At 68.6% G+C, this 23,634-nt stretch carries 22 protein-coding genes; 4 read left to right on the forward strand and 18 right to left on the reverse strand.

Features of this window, described 5'->3' with window-relative positions; genetic code table 11:
• Positions 1 to 20: 20 nt before the first annotated feature.
• Both ACLJOO_RS09305 and ACLJOO_RS09310 read left to right on the forward strand, forming a co-directional pair.
• Entirely contained in the window at positions 21 to 452 is a 432-nt protein-coding gene (locus ACLJOO_RS09305) for a MarR family winged helix-turn-helix transcriptional regulator (protein WP_410786462.1), read from the forward strand.
• A 10-nt stretch (positions 453 to 462) separates the two neighbouring features.
• A complete protein-coding gene (locus ACLJOO_RS09310; RefSeq protein ID WP_410786463.1) occupies positions 463 to 1,614 on the forward strand; it encodes a pyridoxal phosphate-dependent aminotransferase in 1,152 nt (383 codons plus the stop codon).
• Here ACLJOO_RS09310 and ACLJOO_RS09315 read toward each other — a convergent pair.
• The 10 genes from ACLJOO_RS09315 to dnaK all read right to left on the reverse strand — a co-directional run bounded on the left by ACLJOO_RS09315 (position 1,611) and on the right by dnaK (position 13,508).
• Positions 1,611 to 2,075: a hypothetical protein gene (locus ACLJOO_RS09315; RefSeq protein ID WP_410786464.1), complete on the reverse strand. Its 465-nt coding sequence runs from the start codon at positions 2,073 to 2,075 to the stop codon at positions 1,611 to 1,613. The genes ACLJOO_RS09310 and ACLJOO_RS09315 overlap by 4 nt on opposite strands.
• A gap of 103 nt (positions 2,076 to 2,178) precedes the next feature.
• Entirely contained in the window at positions 2,179 to 4,800 is a 2,622-nt protein-coding gene (locus ACLJOO_RS09320; RefSeq protein WP_410786465.1) for a hypothetical protein, read from the reverse strand.
• Positions 4,797 to 5,351 (reverse strand): hypothetical protein, encoded by a 555-nt coding sequence (locus tag ACLJOO_RS09325; protein ID WP_410786466.1) that lies wholly within the window; start codon positions 5,349 to 5,351, stop codon positions 4,797 to 4,799. The genes ACLJOO_RS09320 and ACLJOO_RS09325 overlap by 4 nt, the downstream gene beginning before the upstream one ends.
• A 241-nt stretch (positions 5,352 to 5,592) precedes the next feature.
• Positions 5,593 to 8,172: an ATP-dependent chaperone ClpB gene (gene clpB / locus ACLJOO_RS09330; protein WP_410786467.1), complete on the reverse strand. Its 2,580-nt coding sequence runs from the start codon at positions 8,170 to 8,172 to the stop codon at positions 5,593 to 5,595.
• A 159-nt stretch (positions 8,173 to 8,331) separates the two neighbouring features.
• Complete coding sequence (locus ACLJOO_RS09335; protein WP_410786468.1) at positions 8,332 to 8,511, reverse strand: hypothetical protein; 180 nt, start codon at positions 8,509 to 8,511, stop codon at positions 8,332 to 8,334.
• A 37-nt stretch (positions 8,512 to 8,548) separates the two neighbouring features.
• On the reverse strand, positions 8,549 to 9,085 hold the full coding sequence (locus ACLJOO_RS09340; protein WP_410786469.1) for a GNAT family N-acetyltransferase: 537 nt from the start codon (positions 9,083 to 9,085) through the stop codon (positions 8,549 to 8,551).
• Between the two features lie 219 nt (positions 9,086 to 9,304).
• Positions 9,305 to 9,760 (reverse strand): heat shock protein transcriptional repressor HspR, encoded by a 456-nt coding sequence (locus ACLJOO_RS09345; RefSeq protein ID WP_131464627.1) that lies wholly within the window; start codon positions 9,758 to 9,760, stop codon positions 9,305 to 9,307.
• Positions 9,760 to 10,923: a molecular chaperone DnaJ gene (dnaJ, locus tag ACLJOO_RS09350; RefSeq protein ID WP_410786470.1), complete on the reverse strand. Its 1,164-nt coding sequence runs from the start codon at positions 10,921 to 10,923 to the stop codon at positions 9,760 to 9,762. Before dnaJ ends, ACLJOO_RS09345 begins: the two co-directional genes overlap by 1 nt.
• 27 nt (positions 10,924 to 10,950) lie before the next feature.
• Positions 10,951 to 11,646 carry a nucleotide exchange factor GrpE gene (gene grpE, locus ACLJOO_RS09355; RefSeq protein WP_410786471.1) on the reverse strand — a complete coding sequence of 232 codons (696 nt, stop codon included), beginning with the start codon at positions 11,644 to 11,646 and terminating at the stop codon, positions 10,951 to 10,953.
• Positions 11,643 to 13,508, reverse strand: a complete 1,866-nt coding sequence (dnaK, locus tag ACLJOO_RS09360) for a molecular chaperone DnaK (protein WP_410786472.1) — start codon at positions 13,506 to 13,508, stop codon at positions 11,643 to 11,645. The genes grpE and dnaK overlap by 4 nt, the downstream gene beginning before the upstream one ends.
• 243 nt (positions 13,509 to 13,751) lie before the next feature.
• Between dnaK and ACLJOO_RS09365 the strand changes: the two genes are divergently transcribed.
• Together ACLJOO_RS09365 and ACLJOO_RS09370 are read left to right on the forward strand one after the other, a co-directional pair.
• Positions 13,752 to 14,213 carry a GNAT family N-acetyltransferase gene (locus ACLJOO_RS09365; protein WP_410786473.1) on the forward strand — a complete coding sequence of 154 codons (462 nt, stop codon included), beginning with the start codon at positions 13,752 to 13,754 and terminating at the stop codon, positions 14,211 to 14,213.
• Between the two features lie 92 nt (positions 14,214 to 14,305).
• A complete protein-coding gene (locus tag ACLJOO_RS09370; protein ID WP_410786474.1) occupies positions 14,306 to 14,626 on the forward strand; it encodes a hypothetical protein in 321 nt (106 codons plus the stop codon).
• 182 nt (positions 14,627 to 14,808) lie between these two features.
• Here the strand turns inward: ACLJOO_RS09370 and hutI are convergent, their stop codons facing one another.
• From hutI to hutU, 8 genes are all read right to left on the reverse strand, one after another.
• The gene (hutI, locus tag ACLJOO_RS09375; RefSeq protein WP_410786475.1) at positions 14,809 to 15,972 is read right to left on the reverse strand and encodes an imidazolonepropionase; all 1,164 of its coding nucleotides are present in this window, start codon (positions 15,970 to 15,972) and stop codon (positions 14,809 to 14,811) included.
• Positions 15,969 to 17,348, reverse strand: coding sequence for a formimidoylglutamate deiminase (locus ACLJOO_RS09380; protein ID WP_410786476.1), 1,380 nt, complete (start codon positions 17,346 to 17,348; stop codon positions 15,969 to 15,971). The genes hutI and ACLJOO_RS09380 overlap by 4 nt, the downstream gene beginning before the upstream one ends.
• On the reverse strand, positions 17,345 to 18,532 hold the full coding sequence (locus tag ACLJOO_RS09385) for an allantoate amidohydrolase (protein WP_410786477.1): 1,188 nt from the start codon (positions 18,530 to 18,532) through the stop codon (positions 17,345 to 17,347). Before ACLJOO_RS09385 ends, ACLJOO_RS09380 begins: the two co-directional genes overlap by 4 nt.
• 7 nt (positions 18,533 to 18,539) lie before the next feature.
• On the reverse strand, positions 18,540 to 19,463 hold the full coding sequence (locus ACLJOO_RS09390) for an ABC transporter substrate-binding protein (protein ID WP_410786478.1): 924 nt from the start codon (positions 19,461 to 19,463) through the stop codon (positions 18,540 to 18,542).
• Positions 19,464 to 19,542: 79 nt separating this feature from the next.
• Positions 19,543 to 20,193 carry an ABC transporter permease gene (locus ACLJOO_RS09395; protein ID WP_410786479.1) on the reverse strand — a complete coding sequence of 217 codons (651 nt, stop codon included), beginning with the start codon at positions 20,191 to 20,193 and terminating at the stop codon, positions 19,543 to 19,545.
• A 1-nt stretch (position 20,194) separates the two neighbouring features.
• Positions 20,195 to 20,851 carry an ABC transporter permease gene (locus ACLJOO_RS09400; protein ID WP_410786480.1) on the reverse strand — a complete coding sequence of 219 codons (657 nt, stop codon included), beginning with the start codon at positions 20,849 to 20,851 and terminating at the stop codon, positions 20,195 to 20,197.
• Positions 20,848 to 21,846, reverse strand: a complete 999-nt coding sequence (locus ACLJOO_RS09405; protein WP_410786481.1) for an ABC transporter ATP-binding protein — start codon at positions 21,844 to 21,846, stop codon at positions 20,848 to 20,850. Before ACLJOO_RS09405 ends, ACLJOO_RS09400 begins: the two co-directional genes overlap by 4 nt.
• Positions 21,847 to 21,974: 128 nt before the next feature.
• Positions 21,975 to 23,630 carry a urocanate hydratase gene (hutU, locus tag ACLJOO_RS09410; protein WP_410786482.1) on the reverse strand — a complete coding sequence of 552 codons (1,656 nt, stop codon included), beginning with the start codon at positions 23,628 to 23,630 and terminating at the stop codon, positions 21,975 to 21,977.
• Positions 23,631 to 23,634 lie beyond the last annotated feature (4 nt).

The following is a 23,634-nucleotide window of genomic DNA, read 5'->3' on the forward strand; positions in this document are numbered from 1 at the left end:
CGCCCGGCAGAATGTGGTGCATGGATCCCGACGACCCGACCGGCTGCGTCACCTTCCTCGTCCGGCACGCCTGGCTGAGCATGCGCTCGGCCCTGGCCGCCGCCCTGGACGAGCACGGGCTCTCGGTGCAGCAGTACGGCACGCTGCTCCTGGTGCGGGAACTGCCCGGCCGCACCGTCGCCGAGGTCGGCCGCGAGGTCGGAACGGCGCGGCAGTCCGCGAACGAACTGATCGCAGGGATGGAGCGAGCCGGCCTGGTCGAGCGCCGCCCGAACCCGAAGGACCGGCGGACCCAGCAGGTCCACCTCACCCCGGCCGGCGAACAACGACTGGCCGACGCGGCACCCGCCGTACGCAAGGTCGAAGGCGAGCTCGAGGCGTCGTTCAGCGCGGCCGATCGGGCTGCGGTACGGACCTGGCTCGGGCACATGATCGAGGCCGGTGAGGGTTAGGGTCGAGGGCATGCGCGCACACGCTGAGCGGCTCACCGGCCTCGGTACGACGATCTTCGCGGAGATGTCCGCGCTGGCGGTGGCGACCGGGTCGGTCAACCTCGGCCAGGGGTTCCCGGACCGCGACGGGCCGGACTCGCTGCTCGAGGACGCGATCGCGGCGATCCGGGCCGGCGCGAACCAGTACCCGCCGGGTCGCGGCGTACCCGCGCTGCGGCAGGCGATCGTCGACCACCAGAAGCGGTTCTACGACCTCTCGTACGACCCGGACACGCAGGTCCTGGTCACCACCGGCGCGACCGAGGCGATCGCGGCCGCGCTGCTCGCGTTCGTCGAACCCGGTGACGAGGTGATCGCGCTGGAGCCGTACTACGACTCGTACGCGGCCGGGATCGCCTTCGCCGGCGGACGGCGCGTACCCGTGACGCTGCGCGCACCGTCGTACCGCCTGGACCTCGACGAACTGCGCGCCGCCGTCACGCCGCGGACGAAGGTGCTGCTGATCAACTCACCGCACAACCCGACCGGCATGGTCCTCAACGACGAGGAACTGCGCGGCATCCGCGACGTCGCCCTCGAACACGACCTGATCGTGATCACGGACGAGGTCTACGAACACCTGGTGTACGACGGGACGCACCGGCCGCTCGCGACGTACGACGGAATGGCCGACCGGACCGTGTCGATCAGCAGCGCCGGGAAGACGTTCGCGGTCACGGGCTGGAAGATCGGGTGGGTCACCGGTTCCCCCGAGGTGGTGACCGCCGTGACCACAGCCAAACAGTTCCTGACCTTCACCTCCGGCGCCCCCTTCCAGCCCGCCGTAGCCAACGCCCTTGCCCTAGGCAACGACTACTACGACGCCCTCCGCGCCGACCTCCAGTCCCGCCGGGACCTCCTGGCAACCGGCCTGGCCGACCTAGGCTTCGAGGTCCACCTCCCCGCCGCCACCTACTTCATCACCACCGACATCCGCCCCCTCGGCCACACCGACGGCATCGACTTCTGCCGAATGCTCCCCGAACGAGCCGGCGTAGTAGCCATCCCCCACCAAGTCTTCTACGACAACCCAGAACCAGGCCGCCCCCTAGTCCGCTGGGCCTTCTGCAAACAACCCGAAGTACTAAAAGAAGCCCTAACCCGCCTCCAGAAACTGCGTTAGCGGGGGTGGAACCAGAGTTTGGTGGGGCGTTGGAGCATGAGGGTTAGGAGGGTGACGTGGATGGCTAGGCCTAGGAGGCTGGCTGGTAGGGCCATTGCGCCGCCTGCTATGCCTAGGGCTGCTACGGCGATCAGGACGTAGCGGGACCAGGGGCGGCGTTTGCGGAGGTAGAGGGCGGGGACCAGGTAGACGACGGCGCAGACTAGTGCGGCCGCTACGGCGACTGGGGTGTTGCCTCGGGAGCCTGTGAGTACCTCGGAGATCTGGCCGCCTGCGGACGTGAGCGCCAGCGCCGCCAGCAGCAGGCACATCGCGCCCAGTCCGGCGGAGATGACCGCGGCGACCGTCACTTGCTTGGGCGGCGTTGACTGGTCGCCGTGCGTGTCCGGCACCGCGCCGAACAGTCCGCTGTACGGCCCCGGCCCGCCATCAACCGGCTCGTCACCATGCCGCCCAGTCATCCGAACTTCCTTCCACGCGACCCCCGCACCCCGATCCTCGCAGATCGTCCAAACAACGCTGCCCGAGCCGGGCCCATGACCGGCCCGGCTCGGGCAGCGAACCTCAGGAGGTGGCGCGCCTGCGGAAGAGGCTGGTGGCGCCGATGGCGACACCGAAGACGGCCAGGCCGGCGAGAAGGCGGATCCAGCTGCGGTCGCCTTCACCGGTAGCTCCAGCCAGCTTGAGCGAGTACGCCGTTGCGCCGGTCGCACCCTCGGGAGCACCGAACGGCATCGACTCGGTCTTGGCGCGGTCGGCGGCGGCGGAGAGCAGGCTGTACCGGCGGCCGAAGTCGCGTGCGGTGTCGGCGCCGTTCTTGGTCAGCACCTTCGCACCTTCCTTCGAGAGCCGGCCGGCGCCGTCGGGGATAGCGGGCGCCTGTTCGGTGGCAGTGCTGAGACCATCCGCCAGCTTGCCCGAACCCTCGGCCGCGGAGCCGATTCCGGTGGCCAGATCCTTGGAACCCTGCGCCAGCTGGTCCGAGCCGGTCTTGGCCTGACCGACACCGTCGGCCAGCTTGCCTGTACCGCCGGCCAGCAACCCGAGCCCGTTGTCGAGCCGCCCGGTGCCGTTCACCAGCACACCGGCACCCGCCTTGAGCTTGCCAGTACCGGTGGACAGCGCACCCGCACCGGTGTCGAGCTGGTCAGCGCCGTCCGACAGCTGGTTGAGGCCGGCCAGCAGCGTTTTGCCACCTGCCTGGATCTGTCCGACGCCACCCTGCAGCCCGTTGACCCCACCACGCAGAGTCTTGTTGGCCGGTGTGTCCTTCGAGGTGCCGATGCCGCCCTGGACGCTGGCAACCACGCCAGACACCAACTTGGTGACGCCGGCATCCAAGGCCGCGAGCCCCTGCATCAGGCCAGGCTCCGAGTCGGGACAGCCCGAGACCCGGTTGTCGAGCCCGCACTGCAGCTGCGCAATCCCTGGTACGGCGCGCTGGGTCAGCCGGCCCTTCAGGTAAGCGAGCGCAACCTGCAGTTTGGCGGAATCCGGCAGCGGCTTGTCCAGATCGGGCACCGGGTCACCCATCGAGCCCATCTGGGCGATCACCGAGTCGAGGATCATCTTCTTGACCGGGTTGGTCTCCGGCCCGACGTTCAGCGCCCCGGCAGGCCCGTTCAGCTGCGCGGCCGCGGCGCCGTAGCAGGTCTCGTCGTACTTTCCGTCCGGCTTGCCGTTGCTGACCGCATCGAGCGCATCCGCCGCGCAGTGCACGCCACCGCGCATCTTGTCGATTCCCGGACCGGAGGCAGCGAGCTGCTTCTTCAGGCTCTCCAGTCCGCCGAGCAGCGTTCCCTCGGCTCCGACCGAGCCGATCCCCGCGCGGAGCTGCGCCACGCCGTCGTGCAGGGCTTTCGCTTTGGCGGGCAGTTGGCCGATGCCGCCGTACATCTGACCGAGCCCGTCCTCGACGCTCTTCAGGCCGCCGCTGACCTGGTTCAGTCCGTCGATCAGGGCAGGTGCCTTGCCGGTGGCCTGGTCCAGGCCGGAGGCGAGTTTGCCGGTGCCGGTCTTCAGCTTGCCGGCACCCGCGGCGAGGTCCTTCGCGCCTTTCTGCAGCTCGCCGGCGCCCTTGTCCAGCTTGTCCGCACCCTTGGCGGCCTCGCCGGTCTTCGCACGCAGTCGGGATGCACCGGACTCGAGCTCATCCAGGCCGTCCGCCAGCTTCGACGCGCCGCTCGAGAGCTTCGTCGCACCGGGCGCGGCCTGGTTGGCGAGGCCTTCGTTCAGCGTCTTCGCACCGGCGTTCAGTTGCAGCAGGCCGCCGAGCAGCTTCTGCGCGCCGTCCCGCAGCCGGATCAGGTTCGAGTCGAGCGTCGTACCGCCCTCGACCAGGTCGGCGCCTTTCTCGGCACCGCTCTGGTATCCGGAGACCGCGGTCTTGAACGTCGGGCTCTCCAGCGGGCTGACCGGCAACGCGGTCAGCTCGGCCTCGGGGACGATCGCGTCCTTGACCTCAGCCGCCCAACCGAACTCCGCCTTCGCCGCACCGACGGGCGGGAACAGCGTGGCGGTGAAGCTCAGCTTCGTACCGCCCTTGCCGTCGCCGGCCTTGTTCGCCTCGGCCGAGGTGACGTCACCGAATTCGGGCGGCAGCACAGTCGTGAGCTGACCGACCATCGGAATGACGACCTCGGCCTCCTCGACGACCTGCTTGCCGTACCCATCGGTGATCGGCACCGACTCGGTCTTGGCCGAGGTGTTCTCCACGACGTAGTGCGCCTCCAGCCGGCCCTTCTTGCCGACGACGTCACTGGGCTTGGACAGCTTCTTGCCGTTCAGCGTGTAGGTGACAGAGACCTTGATCGGCAGCTTCTTCTTGTCGAAGTCGCTGACGGTGCGAATCCGCTGCTCGCCGTCCACCGACAGATCGACGGCCATCTTGCCGTCCTTGACCGAGAATCCGCCGAAGCTGTCCAGGTTGCGCAGGCTGTCGGTCGACACCGGGTTGGCGACCTTCACCTTTCCGGTGCCGACAAACGCGAGCTGCTCGTAGACCCGGGCGCCTTGGACCTTGCCGCTGGGGTCGAGTCTGGCCTGGACGGTCTCGGTGTTGGTGACGGTGACAGGTCCGGCGGACAGTGCGCTCGACGTCGCCAGCGCCGGGGACGTCGACAGGACGAGAGCGGACGGGACGGCGACGGCGACAGCCAGTCCCCGGGTAATGCGTCGGGCGGTCACGCACGGTCTCCTTCGGTCGAGGCAAGCTCACGGGTGTCGTCAGCGGGAACTTCTGCCGCCGGCACCGGTCGCGGTCGCTGGAGCGAGGTCGCCAGGAACCCGATCCCGGCCGCCAGCAGTACGCCGGTGGCCGCCGACGGCGACTGGGCCAGGAAGGCCGGGCTGTCCGCGGTATAGGTCTCCTCGTACACGGCGACCATCGCGGCCGCGCCGAGCAGCAAGGTCCACAACGGGATCCGATCGGCCGAGCCGGCCGTGAACGCCACGCACACGGCCACCACGGCAACCGCCGCGACGGCCCGGCCGGATGCCGAGTCGGGCAGATAGAGCGCCCGTACGGCGAATCCGAGCCAGGCGACGAACAGCCCGATCAAGAAGCCGGTCGCGCGCATCGCCGGAGTGCGATCCTGCACCAGCCCCACGACACCTCCCAGGGCCCCGCCGACCAGTGCCACGTGCTGCGTGTCCAGACCGAGAGCTTCCCCGACCAGACACAACAGACCCGCGACCACGGCCAGCAGCGCACCGGATAGCAAGGTACTGCGCTGCATTGAGTCCTCCACCTCACCTGTGGGACTCCGGGGACCCCCCGCCGGAAAATCCAAGTTTCAGGTACTTGAACTACTGTTCAGTACTTGGCTGACGGACGTTCCTACCAAGCAGTAACCACTGGTTTCAAGAGCGGAGAGATACCGACTGTCAACGGGCCGAAGTTCAAGTGTTTGAAGGCATTCCCGGCCAATACAAAAGCCGGGCCGGTCAGAGAGACCGGCCCGGCTTGAGCAGTGATCGTCAGGCAGCGACGTCCAGCGCGTCCTTCGACTCGTTGAGGGTTACCTTGACGGTTTCGCCGTCGCGGATGGTGCCGTTGAGCAGGCCGCGGGCCAGTTCGTCGCCGATCGCGGACTGGACCAGGCGGCGGAGCGGGCGGGCGCCGTACACCGGGTCGTACCCGGTCATCGCCAGCCACTCCATCGCGCCCTCGTCGACGTCCAGCGTGATCCGCCGGTCGGTCAGCCGCCGCTGCAGCGCGGCGATCTGCAGTCCGACGATCTGCGTCAGCTCCTCGCTGCCGAGCGCATCGAACAGCACGATCTCGTCGAGCCGGTTGATGAACTCCGGCTTGAACGACTGCCGCACCACGGCCATCACCTGGTCGCGCTTGGCCTTGTCGTCCAGCGCCATGTCGGCCAGGTACGCCGAACCCAGGTTGCTGGTGAGGATCAGGATCACGTTGCGGAAGTCGACCGTACGACCCTGGCCGTCGGTCAGCCGGCCGTCGTCCAGCACCTGCAGCAGGATGTCGAAGACCTCGGGGTGCGCCTTCTCCACCTCGTCCAGCAGGATCACCGAGTACGGACGTCGCCGCACTGCCTCGGTGAGCTGGCCGCCCTCTTCGTACCCGACGTACCCGGGCGGGGCGCCGACGAGCCGCGCGACGCTGTGCTTCTCGCCGTACTCCGACATGTCGATCCGGACCATCGCCCGCTCGTCGTCGAACAGGAAGTCCGCGAGCGCCTTCGCCAGCTCGGTCTTACCCACACCGGTCGGGCCGAGGAACAGGAACGAACCGGTCGGCCGGTCCGGGTCGGAGATGCCCGCGCGCGCCCGCCGTACGGCGTCGCTCACGGCCTTGACCGCCTCGCGCTGACCGATCAGCCGGTGCCCGAGCTCGTCCTCCATCCGGAGCAGCTTGCCGGTCTCGCCCTCGAGCAGCCGGCCGGTCGGGATGCCGGTCCACATCGCGATCACCTCGGCGATCTCGGTCGGCCCGACCTCCTCGTTCACCATCGCTTCGGGGCCTTCGGCAACCTCTGGCTGGGCGTCGGCCTCCTCGAGCTCCTTGGTCAGCTGCGGAATCTCGCCGTACAGGATCCGGGCCGCGGTCTCCAGGTCACCCTCGCGCTGGGCGCGCTCGGCCTGACCGCGCAGCTCGTCGATGCGCTCCTTGATCTCACCGACCCGGTTCAGGCCGGTCTTCTCCCGCTCCCAGCGGGCCTCGAGCGCGCGCAGCTCCTCCTCGCGGTCGGCGAGGTCGGCGCGCAGCCGCTCCAGCCGTTCCTGCGACGAGGCGTCGTCCTCGCGGGACAGGGCGAGCTCCTCCATCTTCAGCCGGTCGACGGTACGGCGCAGCGAGTCGATCTCGACCGGGGACGAGTCGATCTCCATCCGCAGCCGGGACGCGGCCTCGTCGACCAGGTCGATCGCCTTGTCGGGCAGCTGGCGACCGGTGATGTACCGGTTGGACAGCGTCGCCGCGGCGACCAGCGCGGAGTCGGAGATCGCGACCTTGTGGTGCGCCTCGTAGCGCTCCTTCAGACCGCGCAGGATGGCGATCGAGTCTTCGACCGACGGCTCGCCGACGAACACCTGCTGGAAACGGCGCTCCAGCGCCGGGTCCTTCTCGATGCGCGTCCGGTACTCGTCCAGGGTGGTTGCGCCGATCATCCGCAGCTCACCACGCGCCAGCATCGGCTTCAGCATGTTGCCGGCGTCCATCGCGCCCTCGCCGGACGCACCGGCGCCGACGACGGTGTGCAGCTCGTCGATGAACGTGATGATCTGACCGTCGGACTCCTTGATCTCGGTCAGCACGGCCTTCAGCCGCTCCTCGAACTCGCCGCGATACTTCGCACCCGCGACCATCGCGCCGAGGTCCAGGCTGATCAGCCGGCGGCCACGCAGCGACTCGGGCACGTCACCGGCCACGATCCGCTGGGCCAGTCCCTCGACGACGGCGGTCTTGCCGACGCCGGGCTCACCGATCAGGACCGGGTTGTTCTTGGTACGCCGGGACAGCACCTGGACCACACGCCGGATCTCGGAGTCCCGCCCGATCACCGGGTCGAGCTTCCCGTCCTTGGCGCGCTCGGTCAGGTCGACGCCGTACTTCTCCAGCGTCTTGGTTGTGCCTTCGGCCTCCGGGGAGGTGATCCGGCGGTTGCCGCGCATCTGGTCGAACGCCTGCAGCAACGCGTCTGCCGTCACACCGAGCGCCGACTTCGCAGGAGTGTCCACAGTCGCGAGTGAGATCAGCAGGTGCTCGGTGGAGACGTACTCGTCCCCGAGCCCGAGGGCCCGTTGCTCCGCCTGGTTCAGCACGTCACCGGTCTTCGGCGACAGGCTCGGCGCCTGCACGCTGCCGCCGCTCGCCTTCGGGAGCCGGCTCGCCTGCTCGGCGGTCTTCCGGCGTACGGCGTCGAGGTCGCCTCCGGCCGCTTCGAGCAGGCCGATCGTGGTGCCCTCGGGCTGCGCGAGCAGCGCGGACAGCAGGTGAATCGGTTCCACGGTCGGGTTGCCCGCCGCGGAGGTCTGACGGATCGCGACCGACAGGGTTTCGCGTGCAAGGGTCGTCAACCGCTGAACGTCCATCTAGTTCCAGCCTTCCAACTCAAGTAACAGGTCTTACCAGATACAACTTATCGAAACTTGAGTCCATTCCACTCAACTCTGGAAAATCCCAGGGACAAGTCAGGGTTCAGCAGCGTCCGGCGGTCACCAGACCGGCGTCAACGGCGCCAACGCGAGCACCTACAGCATCCAGCTCGGGGCGCTCCACCAGTTCCCCGACTGACGATCCGCGGCCAGCAGGTCCTCGACCCATCGCCCAGGGCTACGGCGCTGCGCGACGACGCCCTGTCGACGGCGCAGGAACATCACCGCGACGGCGTACAGCACGATGGCGACGGACAACCACCAGGGCCGGTGCACGGCATCGAGCCGGTCGTCCTTGCCAGCGGCAACGAGGTCAGGTGGTGAACTCCGACGCGCGGATCCGGTACACCTGCAGGTTCAGGTCGTAGTACTTGTCGGTCTCGCCGACCCACTCCATCCCGATCCGTCGCGCGGTCGCGATCGCGCGCTTGTTGGCCGGCCGCGCCACGGCGAACAGTTCGTCGACCTCGCCGTCGGTGAACGCCCAGCCCATCAACGCCCGGCTGGCCTCGGTCGCGTACCCGAAACCCCAAGCGCTCGGCCGCAACTGCCAGCCGATCTCGAGATCCTCCTCGTACGGCGGGAGCAGGCGGATCAGCAGCGCGCCGACGACCTCACCGTCGTCCCGGCGCGCGACCGCCCAGCGGCCCGCGGGGACGACGAAGTTCGGCTGGGCCTCGATCCAGGACTGCAGGATCAACCGCATGGTTGCGGCATCCGGCACCTTGTCGATGGCCGGTGACAGCCAGGGCGCCACGTCGGCGGAGCCAAAGATCTCCAGCGCGGCGTCGGCGTCGTCTTCCTCCCAGTCCCGGATCAGCAGCCGGTCCGTCTCCAGCTTCAGCGTCACCTCGCCAGAGTATGCGCTGCCCGCCGGAAGACAACAGGAACAACGAGAACCGCAGGGCGGTCCTGGAACGGACCACCCTGCGGTGGCCGAAGGGCGCAGGGGGGATTGCGCACCTTCGACTTGCGGAGGCGTCGTGGGGGACGACAACCTCCACCGGGGGCCGGAGGCTCCGAGGGGGATCAGAGCACTCCGGTGGCCAATGAGGTGTACGGCGGGGGATCAGCGGGGGCCGAGTTCCAGGGGCTGGGTGCGGATCCATCGCGTCGTGGTCTGCTGCCGGCCCATGGCGATCACATCGCCGGCGGGACCGGCCGAGAAGACCCGGCTGGCGGCGGGGCGCCGAGAGGCGCCGACACCGCGCTGGACTTCGGCCAGGAGCTGGTTAACCCGCTTCCGCAGGTCCTCCACCTCCGACTGTAGCGCGAGGATATGCCGAATCCCCGCGAGGTTGACGCCCTCTTCCTGGGACAGGTGCTGCACATAACGCAGCCTCGCCACGTCGTACGCCGAGTACCGCCGGCCGCGGCCGGACGCCCGGCTCGGCACCACGAGGCCGAGCCGGTCGTACTGGCGCAACGTCTGCGGATGCATGCCGGCCAGCTGGGCCGCCACCGAGATCACGTAGATCGGGGTGCGGTCGTCCCAGGTCGGCACCTGGCTGAACGGGATACCCATCACGAGCTCCCGAACAACCCGGCCCGCAGATCAGGCTGATCCGACGCGGAGCTGAACTCCTGCAGCTTCTCTTTCTGCTCGTCGGTCAGTTCGTGCGGGACCTGCACTTCGAGCGTGAGCATCAGGTCGCCCTTGGTCCCGTCCCGCCGGACCGAACCCTTACCGCGGACGCGCAGCTTGCTCCCGTTCGCCGTACCTGCTGGGATCCGGACCGTGACGGGCAGGCCGTCCAGGGTCGGAACCTTGATCTCGGCACCCAGCGCCGCCTCGGTGAAACTCACCGGGACGTTGAGCGTCAGGTGCTCGCCCTGCCGGCCGAAGATCCGGTGCGGCTTGACGTGCACGGTGACGTAGAGGTCGCCCGCGGGGCCACCCCGTTCGCCGGCCGCGCCCTTGCCCTTCAACCGGATCCGCTGACCGTCCTGCACGCCCGCGGGGATGCGGACCTGCATGGTCTTGCTCGACTGGCCGCGGCCGGAGCCGTGGCAGGTCTCGCACGGCTGGTCGACGACCAGGCCGCGACCCTTGCATTCGGTGCACGGCTCGGTCATCGCGAAGACGCCGCCTTGGACCGAGGTCTGCATCCCCGTGCCTTCGCACTTCAGGCAGACCTTCGGCACAGTGCCGTACTTCGCACCGGTGCCGCGACACGTCGCGCACGGCTCGTCGCTGGTCATCCGGAGCCCGACCGTGACACCGTTCACGGCCTCGGCGAACTCGATCGTCGCCTCGGTCTCGATGTCCTGGCCGCGCCGCGGACGCGCCGTCGTGGTGGTCGTGGTCCGGCCGCCACCGCCGAACATGCCGCCCAGGATGTCGCCGAGCCCGCTCCCGCCGCCTTGACCGCCGCGGTTGAACAGGTCACCGACGTTGAAGTCGAAGCCCCCGCCCTGACCGCTGCCGCTCGGCATCCGGAAACCGCCGCTGCCGAACAGCCGGCGTGCCTCGTCGTACTCCTTGCGCTTCTTCGGGTCGCCGACGACGTCGTACGCCTCGGAGACCTCCTTGAACTTGGCCTCCGCCTTGGTGTCCCCGGCGTTGGAGTCCGGGTGGTACTGCCGGGCCAGCTTGCGGTATGCCTTCTTGATCTCGTCGGCCTCGGCGGTCTTGGAGACGCCGAGAACCTTGTAGAAGTCCTTCTCGATCCAGTCCTTCGTGCTCATCTGGCGCCTCCCCTCCCGTCGTACCGATTACTCCGCGGACTCGTCCGCGGCCTTGTCGTCATCAGTGCTCTCCACCGGCGCCTCGGCCTTCGCAGCCTCGCCCGGCAGTTGTTCGGTCGGCTCCGACACGGCCACCCGGGCCGCCCGCAGGATCCGCTCACCGTGCCGGTAGCCCGGTTGCATGATCATCGTCGCGGTCGGACCGTCGACCTCGTCGGAGTAGTTGTGCAGCAGGGCCTCGTGGATCCGCGGGTCGAAGGGGTCGCCCTTCTCGCCGAACTTCACCAGGCCGAGCTTCTCGGTCACCCGCTCCAGTGACTCGGCGACGGCCTTGAACGCGCCCTCGAGCTCACCGGCTTCGCGAGCCCGGCCGACGTCGTCCAGGATCCCGAGCAGTTCGGACAGCACCGTGCCGATCACCAGCTCCCGGGACGCTTCCCGCTCCCGGTCCACGCGGCGCTTGTAGTTCACGTACTCGGCCTGCAGTCGCTGCAGGTCCGCCGTACGCTCCGCGAGCGCCTCGGTCAGCAGGGCTTCCTGGGCGGACGGACCGATCAGGTCGGACGGGTCCCGCGGCGGCTGGCCGCTCGGGCCCCCCGGCGCGGGAGCCGCGGACTGGTCCGCAGGCTCCCGCAGCTTGCCGGTTTCCGGGTCGATCCGGCGCTTGTCCCGGATGACGGGCTCGCCGTCACCGAACTCGCTGCCTGTCGGTCGATCCGTCACTTGTCCTCCGTCTTGTCCTGCGGCCGGTCCTCGTCCACGATCTCGGCGTCCACGACGTCGTCGTCGTTGCTGCTGCTGCTCGTGTCGTCGGCGGTGGCGCTGTCGTCGGTCGAGCCGCCGGCGGCCTGGGCGTTCGCGTACATCGCGGCGCCCATCTTCTGGCTGGACTGGGCGAGCTTCTCCGAGGCGGCCTTGACCGCGTCGGCGGCGTCACCCTCGAGGGCCTTCTTCAGCTCCGCCACGCCGTCCTTGACCTCGGTCTTGACGTCGTCCGGGATCTTGTCCTCGTTCTCCTGCAGGAACTTCTCGGTCTGGTAGACCAGCGACTCCGCCTGGTTGCGGTTCTCCACCGCCTCGCGGCGCTGCCGGTCCTCCTCGGCGTACTGCTCGGCGTCGCGGACCATCTGGTCGATGTCGGTCTTCGGCAGCGCGGAGCCGCCGGTCACCGTCATCCGCTGCTCCTTGCCGGTGGCCAGGTCCTTGGCGTTCACGTGCACGATGCCGTTCGCGTCGATGTCGAAGGTGACCTCGATCTGCGGCACGTTCCGCGGCGCCGGCGGCAGGCCGGTCAGCTCGAAGTTGCCGAGCGACTTGTTGTCGCGGGCCATCTCGCGCTCGCCCTGGTACACCTGGATCATCACCGACGGCTGGTTGTCCTCGGCCGTGGTGAAGATCTCCGAGCCCTTGGTCGGGATCGTGGTGTTGCGCTCGATGATCTTGGTGAACACGCCGCCCTTGGTCTCGATACCGAGGCTCAGCGGGGTCACGTCGAGCAGCAGGACGTCCTTGACCTCACCCTTCAGCACACCGGCCTGCAGGGAGGCGCCGACCGCGACGACCTCGTCCGGGTTCACACCCTTGTTCGGGTCCTTGCCGCCGGTCAGCTCCTTGACGAGCTCGGCGACCGCGGGCATCCGGGTCGAACCGCCGACCAGGATCACGTGGTCGATCTTGGCCACGTCGATGCCGGCGTCCTTGATGACGGCCTTGAACGGGGCGCGGGCGCGCTCCAACAGGTCGTTGGTCATCTTCTGGAACTCGGCCCGGGAGAGCTTCTCCTCCAGGTGCAGCGGGCCCGCGTCGGTGAGGCTCAGGTACGGCAGGTGGACGGTGGTCTCGGCCGCGGCGGACAGCTCGATCTTCGCCTTCTCGGCGGCCTCGCTGAGTCGCTGCATGGCCATCTTGTCGCCGGACAGGTCGGTGCCGTTCTTGTTCTTGAACTGGGTCACCAGCCACTGGACGATCCGGTTGTCCCAGTCGTCACCACCGAGGTGGTTGTCACCGCTGGTCGCCTTCACCTCGAAGACGCCGTCGCCGATCTCCAGCAGCGAGACGTCGAACGTGCCGCCACCGAGGTCGAAGACCAGGATGGTCTGCTCGGTGCCCTTGTCCAGGCCGTAGGCGAGCGCGGCCGCGGTCGGCTCGTTGACGATCCGGTGCACCTTCAGGCCCGCGATCTCGCCGGCCTCCTTGGTCGCCTGGCGCTGCGCGTCGGAGAAGTACGCCGGCACGGTGATGACCGCGTCGGTGACCTGCTCCCCGAGGTACGCCTCGGCGTCCCGCTTCAGCTTCTGCAGCACGAACGCGCTGATCTGCTGCGGCGTGAACTTCTTGCCGTCGATGTCGACGCTCCAGGCCTCGCCCATGTGGCGCTTGACCGAGCGGATGGTGCGGTCGACGTTCGTGGTGGCCTGGCGCTTCGCCACCTCGCCGACCAGGACCTCGCCGTTCTTGGCGAAAGCAACCACCGAGGGCGTCGTGCGCGCTCCCTCGGCGTTGGGGATGACGGTGGGCTCGCCACCTTCCAGTACGGCGATGACGGAGTTCGTCGTACCGAGATCGATACCGACCGCGCGGGCCATGTGTTTACCTCCACGAAGTTGAGTGATGCAGACTCAATGTTGCCGTTCGTCCGCCTCGGTTTCAAATCCGTGACTGAACAAACTTGAGTTCACTAGGCTCAACATTGCACGACGGTCAGGTCATTCCCAAGGGCAGCCCCCGATTTCGGGGTCCCGGCCAGGGTGCGGCCAGGGGACACCAGGGAGACCCCTCCCGATGCAAACGTTTACCGTGCGATCCTGATCACTGTGAAACTCCGCCCGATGACCGCAGCCGACCTCGGCGCGGTCCTCGCGCTGAACGGCACCGCGGAAGGTCTTGTCGAACCCCTGAGCCCCGACCGCCTCGACTGGCTCCGGCTGATCGCCGCACACGCCGTCGTCGTCGACCTGGACGACGTACCCGCCGGCTTCGTCCTCACGTTCACTCCCGGCTCGGCGTACGACGGGCTGGCCTACGAAGCGTTCACCAAAACGTATGCCGACCGCTTCCTGCTGATCGAACGCATCGTGATCGCCCCCGAACACCGCCGTACCGGCATCGCGACCCAGGTCTACCGAGCCATCGAACGCGCCGCCAAACCCTTCGACCGCACAGTCGCCTCCGTCCCCCCTGCCACCCCGGCCATCACCTTCCACAAGACCCGCGGCTACGCAGAGATAGGCAAACAACGCCTCCCCGACGGCACCACGACCGCCCTGCTCTCCAAGGAGCTGTCGGAGTAGCGACCGCCAGGCCATCACAATTGGATGGCTCTCGTCTCGTCACGCGGGCGAGGCCAGCCAGCCGTCGATTGTGATGGCGTGGGGATCCGCCTGTGGACAACGGACGACGCGACGTGCGCGAGCTGCGCCACCATGAAGACATGCCCGAGGTCGTCGATGTGCTGCTGCGACGGGAGGGCGTGGCGACGTTCGGTCAACTACGGGCGATCGTGTCCGGGCACGCGATTCGCGCCGCCTTGGCCGGCGGATCGATCCGCCGGATCGCGAAGCGCGTCTACGCGCTGCCGACTGCGCCCGATCCGATCGCGGCTGCCCGTGCCCAGGGCGGGCTGGTGTCGCATCTCAGCGCCGCGGTGCTGCACGGACTCGACGTACTGGAGTCGCCCGCGACTGCCGTCGGCACGTCAGCCTGACGGTTCGCGGCTGGCGGCTCCTGCGGTTCTCCTGGGAGGACGTGATGTTCGACCGCGAGTGGGTGGTCGGCGCGGTCCCCGCTGCGGTGGCCGGATCTCCAGGCCATCACAATGCTCGGGATTCGCGCCTGGCCACGCTGGGAGCGGTCGGCCAAGGGCAATTGTGATGGCTTGGGGGTCGCCTACACCAGTCGCCCAGCTATGAACGTTTGGGTGACCAGTGGGACGCCCGGGCGGTACGCGAGGTGTAGGTACGACGGGGCGTCTAGGACGGCTAGGTTGGCTTGGGCGCCGGGGGTTAGGTGGCCTAGGTCGGGGCGGCGGAGAGAGGTGGCTCCGCCGGCGGTGGCTGACCAGAAGGCTTCGGCGGGGGTCATGTGCATTTCGCGGACTGCTAGCGCGACGCAGAAGGGCATGGAGGATGAGTAGCCGGAGCCGGGGTTGCAGTCGGTGGCTAGGGCTACGGTGACGCCGGCGTCCAGGAGGCGGCGCGCGTTCGGGTACGGCGACCTCGTGGAGAACTCGATCGCGGGGAGGAGGCCGGCGACGACGCCGCTGGAGGCGAGCGCGTCGACGTCGGCATCGGTGAGATAGGTGCAGTGATCGGCCGAGGCGGCGCCGACCTCGGCGGCTAGTTGGACGCCGGGGCCTTCGCCGAGCTGGTTGGCGTGCACTCGCGCTTGGAGGCCGCGCGCGATCCCGGCCTGGAGGATCGCCCGGCCTTGGTCCGCGTCGAACGCGCCGCGCTCCACGAAAACGTCGACCCATTTCGAGTGCTTGGCCGCCGCGTCGAGCATCGGCCCGGTCACGAGCGACACATAACCCGCCGGGTCGTCGGCGTAGTCGGCCGGTACGACGTGCGCGCCCAGGTACGTCGTTTCGTCGGTGAACTGCCGTGCGATCTGCAGTCCCCGCGCCTCGTCCGCGACCGTCAGCCCGTACCCGGACTTGATCTCGACGGTGGTCGTCCCCTGGCGGCGCATCTCGGCGACCAGCCGGGACACGTTCGCGGTCAGCTGTTCGTCGGTGGCCTCGCGGGTCGCCGCCACCGTGGTGCGGATGCCGCCGGCGGAGTACGGCGTACCGGTCATGCGGGCCGCGAACTCCTCGGCGCGGTCGCCCGCGAACACCAGGTGCGAGTGCGAGTCGACGAACCCCGGGATCACCGCCCGCCCGCCGAGGTCGACCGCACTGTCGGCCTCCGGCGCCTCGCGTCGCGATCCGACCCACGCGACGGTGCTCCCGTCGATCACAATCGCCGCGTCGTGAAGCTCGCCGAGCAACCCGCCGTGCGTCGGGTCGTTGGTCACCAGCGACCCGATACCGGTCAGCAGGAGGGAGCTCACGAGGTCACCGCCGCGATCGAGGTGGACAGGGCAGACGGTACGTCGATCGCCACATGCTTGCCCGCAGCAACTACACGTCGGCCCGAGACGACTACGTCGGTGACGTCCGCGGCCGTCGCGGCGAACACCGCTGTCTCCACGGTCCCGCCGGTGCCCGCCGTACGGACGCTGTCGAGGCGGATCGCGACGAGATCGGCGCGGGCTCCGGGTGTGATCACCCCGGCGTCCTCGAAGCCGATCGAGCGGTGGCCGTCGGCGGTGGCCGCCTTGAGGAGCTCCGTCGCGGACCAGTGACCGCGCTCCTGGGACGCCAGCCGTTCGTCCAGCTCGACGGCTCGCATCTCCTCGAACAGGTCGATCACCGCATGGCTGTCCGAGCCGAGAGTCAACGGCGAGCCCGCATCCCGCAGCTGCACCGACGGGCCGATCCCGTCCGCGAGATCGCGCTCGGTGGTCGGGCAGAAGCAGGAGTACGTCGCGGAGCTCCCGAGCAGCCCGATGTCGACCGAGGTCAGATGCGTCGCATGCACCGCACTCGTCCGCCCGGACAGGAAACCGGCCTCGTCGAGCACCTGCGTCGGGGTCCGGCCGTACGCCGCGAGGCAGGCCTCGTTCTCGGCGACCTGCTCGGACAGGTGGATATGAAGCGGTACGTCGGGAAACGCCGACGCGACCGCACCGAGCTGATCCTGCGGAACGCCCCGCACCGAATGCGCCGCCGCACCGATCACGACATCGTCCACACCGGCGACACCATCCGCCCCGGCGACGTCGTGCGCGCCGGTGACGTCGTGCGCGCCGGCGAGCTGTGCGACCCGGGATGCCCAGGCCGTGGCGTCGCCGTCGCTGAAGCGTTGCTGGACCTCGTTGAGCGGCTGGTCGATCCCACCGGCGATGTAGCAGGTGTCGAGCAGCGCGATCCGGAGGCCGGCGTCACGCGCCGCCGCGATCAGCGCCGTACCCATGGCGTTCGCGTCGTCGTACCGTCGACCGCCGGGTGCGTGGTGCAGGTAGTGGAACTCGCCGACCGCGGTGATCCCGGCGAGCAGCATCTCGGCGTACACGGCCTTTGCGAGCTCGTAGTACGTGTCCGGGGTGAGCGCGGCGGCGACGGCGTACATCTGCTCGCGCCAGGTCCAGAACGTGCCGCGCTCGGTCTGCGTGCGGCCGCGGAGCGCGCGGTGGAACGCGTGACTGTGGCAGTTCGCGAGGCCGGGGACGACGAGGCCGTTCAGCACCTGGGCGTCGCCGGGGTCGACACCGGCCGTCACCGAGGCGAAGCGACCGTCGACCACTGACACCAGGACTCGTTCAGTAAGACCTTCGGGGAGAAGAGCGGTCTCGCACCAGTACGACGTCCCTGCTCGAGATGTCACTGTGCGAGATCCTTCAGTACGGCGGCCAGCGCGTCGACGCCGGCCAGGCAGTCGTCCATCTCGGCGTACTCGGCCGGGGAATGCGAGATGCCCGTCGGGTTGCGGACGAACAGCATCGCGGTGGGGATGCCGGCGTCCGAGAAGACGCCCGCGTCGTGCCCGGCGCCGGTCGGCAGGACGGGTGCGCCGTCGAGCACGTTCACCAACCGGTCCCGCAGCCCGGCTGGGAAGTCGACGATCGGCGAGACGGACTCAGGGGTCACCTCGAGCGTCGTACCGTCCCGCTCGGCGCGTTCCGTCGCCTGTTTGGTGATTGCTGCGAGCAACGATTCGAGGGTTGCGGTGTCGGCGGCGCGGGCGTCGAGCCAGGCGGTGACCTGGGACGGTACGGCGTTGGTCCCGTTGGGCTCCACCGAGAGCCGGCCGAATGTCGCGCGGGCACCGGCGAGCCGGGCCTGCTTGTTGGCGGCGAGGGCGGTCATCGCGTACGTGAGCATCGGGTCGTGCCGGTCCTCCATCAACGTGGTGCCGGCATGGTTGGCCTCACCGCCGAACGTGAACCGGAACCGCCCGTGCGGCCAGATCGAGCTGGCCACACCCACCGGAGCGGTCAGACCACGCCCCTGCTCCACGTGCAGCTCGACGAACGTCCCCATCCGCCGCAGCAACGGCGAAGGTCCCACGCCGGCCGGGTCAAGACCGGCCTTCTCCAAGGCCTCCCCCAACCCGACGCCGGCCCGATCCTTCAACTGCAGAGCCTTCTCCGCGGACAAGACCCCGGCCGCGACCCGAGACCCCAAACAGGGCATCCCGAACCGCGACCCTTCCTCTTCCACAAACGCACCCACCCCGATAGGCACACTCGGCTCGAATCCCTCAGCCCGCAACCGATCCACAGCCGCCAGAGCCGACACAACCCCAAGCGGCCCGTCGAACGCCCCACCATCAATCACCGAGTCGAGATGACTACCGGTAACCACGCCAGGTCCGTCGGCGGCACCCCACCAGGCGATCAGGTTGCCGATGCCGTCGGATTCGACGGTGAGGTTGCGGGCGGCGCACTGGTCGAGGAACCAGTGCGTCGCCTCGCGTTCGGTGGGAGACCAGCCGCCACGGGTGTAGCCGCCGGTGTCGGGGCTACGGCCGATGGCGGACTCGTCGGCCCAGAGGGATTCGAAGCTCAAGACAGACTCACGACAGGGGGTTCTTCGACAGCCAGTCCTTCGCGACCGCGTCCGCGCTCTCCTTGCCGACGTCGATCCGCTTGACCAGGTCGGTCAGGGCGTCCGTGGTCAGCTTGGCGTCGACGGCGTTCAGCGTCGCCACGACGTCGTCGGACTTGTGGTCGGTCCGGATCAACGGAACGATGTTGTTCGGCGGCAGGATGTTCTCCGGGTCGTCGAGCTGCACCAGGCCCTGGTCCTTGATCACCGCCTGGGTGGTGAACAGGTTCGTCACCTGGATCTGGTTGTCCAGCAGCGCCTTGATGCTCAGCGGACCGCCGGCGTCCAGCGTCTTGTACTCCTTGAACTCGACGCCGTACTTCTCCTTCAGGCCCTTCAGACCCGCCGACCGGACCTTGAACTCGGAGCTACCACCCGCTACCAGGTTCTTGCCCTTGAGGTCACCCAGCGACTTCAGGCTGTACTTGTCCGCGGTCGCCTTGGTGACGACGATCGTGTCCTCGTCGGCGGCCGGCGACTTGTCCAGCACCTCGAGCCCGGGCGTCAGCGCCTTCTTCAGCGCGTCGTACGCCTTGTCGGGGTCGGTCTCGGTGGAGCTCTTGTCGAAGTACGCCAGCGCGGCGCCGGTGTACTCCGGCACCAGGTCGACGGACCCGTCCTTGATGGCGGCCATATAGGTCTCGCGGTTGCCGATGTTCGGCTTCTTCTTCACCTCGATGCCCTTGGCGGCCAGCGCCTGGCCGTAGATCTCCGCCAGCAGCTGGCTCTCGGAGAAGTCCGCGGACCCGACGGTGATGCTCGTCACCTTGGACGGCGCGGGCGAGTCCCCGGCGTTGCTGCCGCCGAGCTGGTCGCCCCCGCCTCCACAGCCGGCCAGGCCGAGCACGGCCACTCCGGCGATCGCAGTACGGATGAGCGTGGATCTCAACACGAGAGCCTCCAGTGTTCTCGTTCAGCCATCGACCGGTGCCGATGGATGTATCTCAAGTTCAGCAGGTTCGTCGGACAGTTCAGCCGATCTTCAAGCCCGGCGAGACGGTGAACCGCCCGATCAGCGCGAAGAGCGCGTCGAGGGCGATGGCGAGCAGGGCCACCAGCAGTGCGCCGGTGAACATCTGCGGGAAGTCACGGAGCTTCAGGCCGTCGACCACGTAGCGGCCGAGGCCGCCGAGTGACACCAGTGCGGCGATCGTCGCCGTGGACACGATCTGCAGGGTGGCGCTGCGGATACCGGAGATGATCAGCGGCATCCCGATCGGGATCTCCACCTTGGTGAGGATCTCGCGGCCGGTCATCCCCATCCCGCGCGCGGCGTCGATCGTGGCCGGATCGACCCCCGACAGACCGGCGTACGTCGAGGCCAGGATCGGCGGGATGCCCAGCGCGACCAGCGCGATCAGCACCGGCAGGAAGCCGATCTGATCGGTCAGCAGCACCGCGATCATCAGCAGGCCGAGGCTCGGCAGGGCGCGCGCGGCGTTGCCCAGGTTGATGGCGAGGAACGCGCCGCGCCGCGTGTGCCCGATCCGCAGACCGATCGGCAAGGCGATCACCACGGACAGGCCCAGCGCGGCGAACGTGTACCAGAGGTGCTCGACGATCCGCGCCCAGATCCCCTCGTTGCCGGACCAGTTGAACGAGTCGGTCAGGTATTCCCACATGTCACGCCACCTCTCCGACGGGCGTCGCAACCCGCGCCCAAGGAGTCAGGACCCGTTGCAAATTGACCAGGATGAGGTCCGCGACCAGCGCGAGGGCCAGCGAGAGCACCACGCCGACCACGACCGGGGTGAGGAAGTCCTTCTGGAAGCCCAGTGTGAACAGTTCCCCCAGCCCGCCGATCCCGATCACCGCGCCGACGCTCACCATCGAGATGTTCGCGACCGTGACGACCCGCAGCCCGGTGAAGATGACCGGTACGGCGATCGGCAGATCCACCGCGACCACCCGGTGCAAGGCGCCGTACCCGACGGCGATCGCCGACTGCCGTACGTCGGGAGGCACGGAGCGGAGTCCGTCGATCACGTTCCGGATCAGCAGGGACACGGTATAGATGGTCAGCGCCACGATGATGTTGACCGTGGACAGCACCTTGGTGCCGAGGACTGCCGGGATCACGATGAACAACGCGATCGACGGCAGCGAGTACAGGATGCCGCCGAACGCGATCAGCGGGTTCGCCAACCAGGAGTAGCGCGTCGCGACGTACCCCAACGGCACCGAGATGATCAGCCCGAGGATGACCGGAACGATCGCCAGGTAGAGGTGCTCGCGCAACTGTTCCCAGATCAGGCCCAGGTTGTCGCCGATCCAGGTCATGAGCGCAAAGCTTCCGCGACGGTCGCTTGGTCGATGACGCCGACCGCCTTGCCGTCGTCGTCCACGCAGACCCCGCAGCCCGTCGGCGAGGTGAGTACGGCGTCCAGTGCCGCCCGCAGCGAATCACCGCGCTTGAACACAGCGCCGACCGGCAGCAGCTCCTCGGACCCGTTCCGCCATCCGACCGGTACACCGTCCTGCAACGCCAGCTCGTCAGGCAACGGCTTCACGGGCAGCTCGTCCGGGTGCACGAACGTCAGCGCCCGGTAACCCCGGTCCTGCCCGACGAACCCGCGGACGAACTCGTCGGCCGGGTTGGCGAGCAGCTCGGCCGGCGGCGCGAACTGGGCGAGCTTGCCGCCGACCCGCAGTACGGCGACGTTGTCCCCGAGCTTGATCGCCTCGTCGATGTCGTGGGTGACGAACACGATCGTCTTGCCGATGTCGCGCTGCAGCCGGAGCAGTTCCTCCTGCAACTGGTGGCGGACGATCGGGTCGACCGCGCTGAACGGCTCGTCCATCAGCATGATCGCCGGATCGGCCGCCAGCGCACGGGCGACGCCGACTCGTTGCTGCTGGCCCCCAGACAGCTGCGCCGGGTACCGCTCGGCCAGCTTGACGTCGAGGCCGACGCGTTCGAGCAGCTCCATCGCCGTACCGTGCGCCTTGCGCTTGTCCCAGCCGATCAGCTTCGGCACGGTGGCGATGTTCTCCACGACCGTCTTGTGCGGGAACAGGCCGGCGTTCTGGATCACGTACCCGATCCCGCGGCGCAGCGTCACGGCGTCGTGGGAGTTGATGTCGTCGCCGTCGATCGAGATGGACCCGCTGGTCCGTTCGATCGTGCGGTTGATCATCCGCAGCGACGTGGTCTTGCCGCAGCCGGACGGGCCGACGAACACGGTGATCTGGTTGCTCGGGATCCGCAGGGACAGTTTGTCGACGGCGACGGTGCCGTCCGGATACCGCTTGGTGACGTCCTCGAACTCGATCATGGCGCCCCTTCGCGCTTGTCGTCGGTCGCCCGAAAGACCCTAGCGGACCGCGAGACTGAAGCCACGCGATCGGACGGTTTCTCGGTTCGTGGGAAAGTGCACTGTAACGGTAGAGATACTCAGGGTGGTCAGGACTCCTGCATCGGGATCCTGACGCCCTTGTCCTCCGCCACCTCGACAGCCTTGTCGTAGCCGGCGTCGACGTGCCGGATGACACCCATCGCCGGGTCGTTGGTGAGCACCCGCTCCAGCTTCTGCCGGGCCAGATCGGTGCCGTCGGCAACCGAGACCTGGCCGGCGTGGATGGACCGGCCGATGCCGACGCCGCCGCCGTGGTGGATCGACACCCAGGACGCGCCGCTGGCCACGTTCACCATCGCGTTCAGCAACGGCCAGTCCGCGATCGCGTCCGAGCCGTCGAGCATGCCTTCGGTCTCCCGGTACGGCGATGCGACGCTGCCGGTGTCCAGGTGGTCGCGACCGATCACGATCGGCGCCTCGAGTTCACCGGAGGCCACCATGTCGTTGAACCGCAGTCCGGCCTTGTCGCGCTCGCCCTGGCCGAGCCAGCAGATCCTTGCCGGCAGCCCCTGGAACGCGACCCGCTCGCCGGCCAGCTTGATCCACCGGCTGAGGTGCTCGTTGTCCGGGAACAGATCCAGGATCGCCTGGTCCGTCTTCGCGATGTCCGCCGGGTTGCCGGACAGCGCGGCCCACCGGAACGGGCCCTTTCCTTCACAGAACAACGGCCGGATGTACGCCGGCACGAAGCCGGGGAACTCGAACGCGCGGCTGTACCCCGCCTTCCGCGCCTCGTCCCGGATCGAGTTGCCGTAGTCGAACACCTCGGCGCCCGCGTCCTGGAACCCGACCATCGCCTCGACGTGCCGGGCCATCGACTCCTGCGCCTGCTGGGTGAACCCGGCCGGGTCCTTCTCCCGCGCGGTCGCCCAGTCCTCGAACTCGACCCCGACCGGCAGGTACATCAACGGATCGTGCGCCGACGTCTGGTCGGTGACGATGTCGATCGGCGCACCGCGCTTCAGCAGATCGGGCACGATGGTCGCCGCGTTGCCGAGCACACCGATCGACAACGGCCGCCGCGCCGCCTTCGCCTCCTCCGCCAGCCGCAGCGCCTCGTCCACGGACGACGCCCGTACGTCGAGGTAGCGGTGCTCGATGCGCCGGTCGATCCGCGAGGAGTCGACGTCGATACAGATCGCGACGCCGTCGTTCATCGTGACGGCCAGCGGCTGCGCGCCACCCATGCCGCCGAGGCCCGCGGTCAGCGTGATCGTGCCGGCCAGCGAGCCGCCGAACTTCTTCTCGGCGACCGCGCCGAACGTCTCGTACGTGCCCTGCAGGATGCCCTGCGTGCCGATGTAGATCCACGACCCGGCCGTCATCTGGCCGTACATCGTGAGCCCCATCGCCTCGAGCTTGCGGAACTCCTCCCAGGTGGCCCAGTCGCCGACCAGGTTCGAGTTCGCGATCAGCACCCGCGGCGCCCACTCGTGCGTCTGCATGACGCCGACCGGGCGGCCGGACTGGACGAGCATCGTCTCGTCGTCCTTCAGCGTGGTCAGGGTGCGCACCATCGCGTCGAACGAGTTCCAGTCGCGGGCGGCCTTGCCGGAACCGCCGTACACGACGAGTTCGTCAGGGTGCTCCGCGACCTCGGGGTCGAGGTTGTTCTGCAGCATCCGCAGCGCGGCTTCCTGCTGCCAGCCACGGGCGGTCAGAGTGGTTCCGCGAGGCGCGCGTACGGGACGTGGTCCGGACATGGGT

Source organism: Kribbella sp. C-35 (genome assembly GCF_046549195.1).
GTDB lineage: Bacteria > Actinomycetota > Actinomycetes > Propionibacteriales > Kribbellaceae > Kribbella.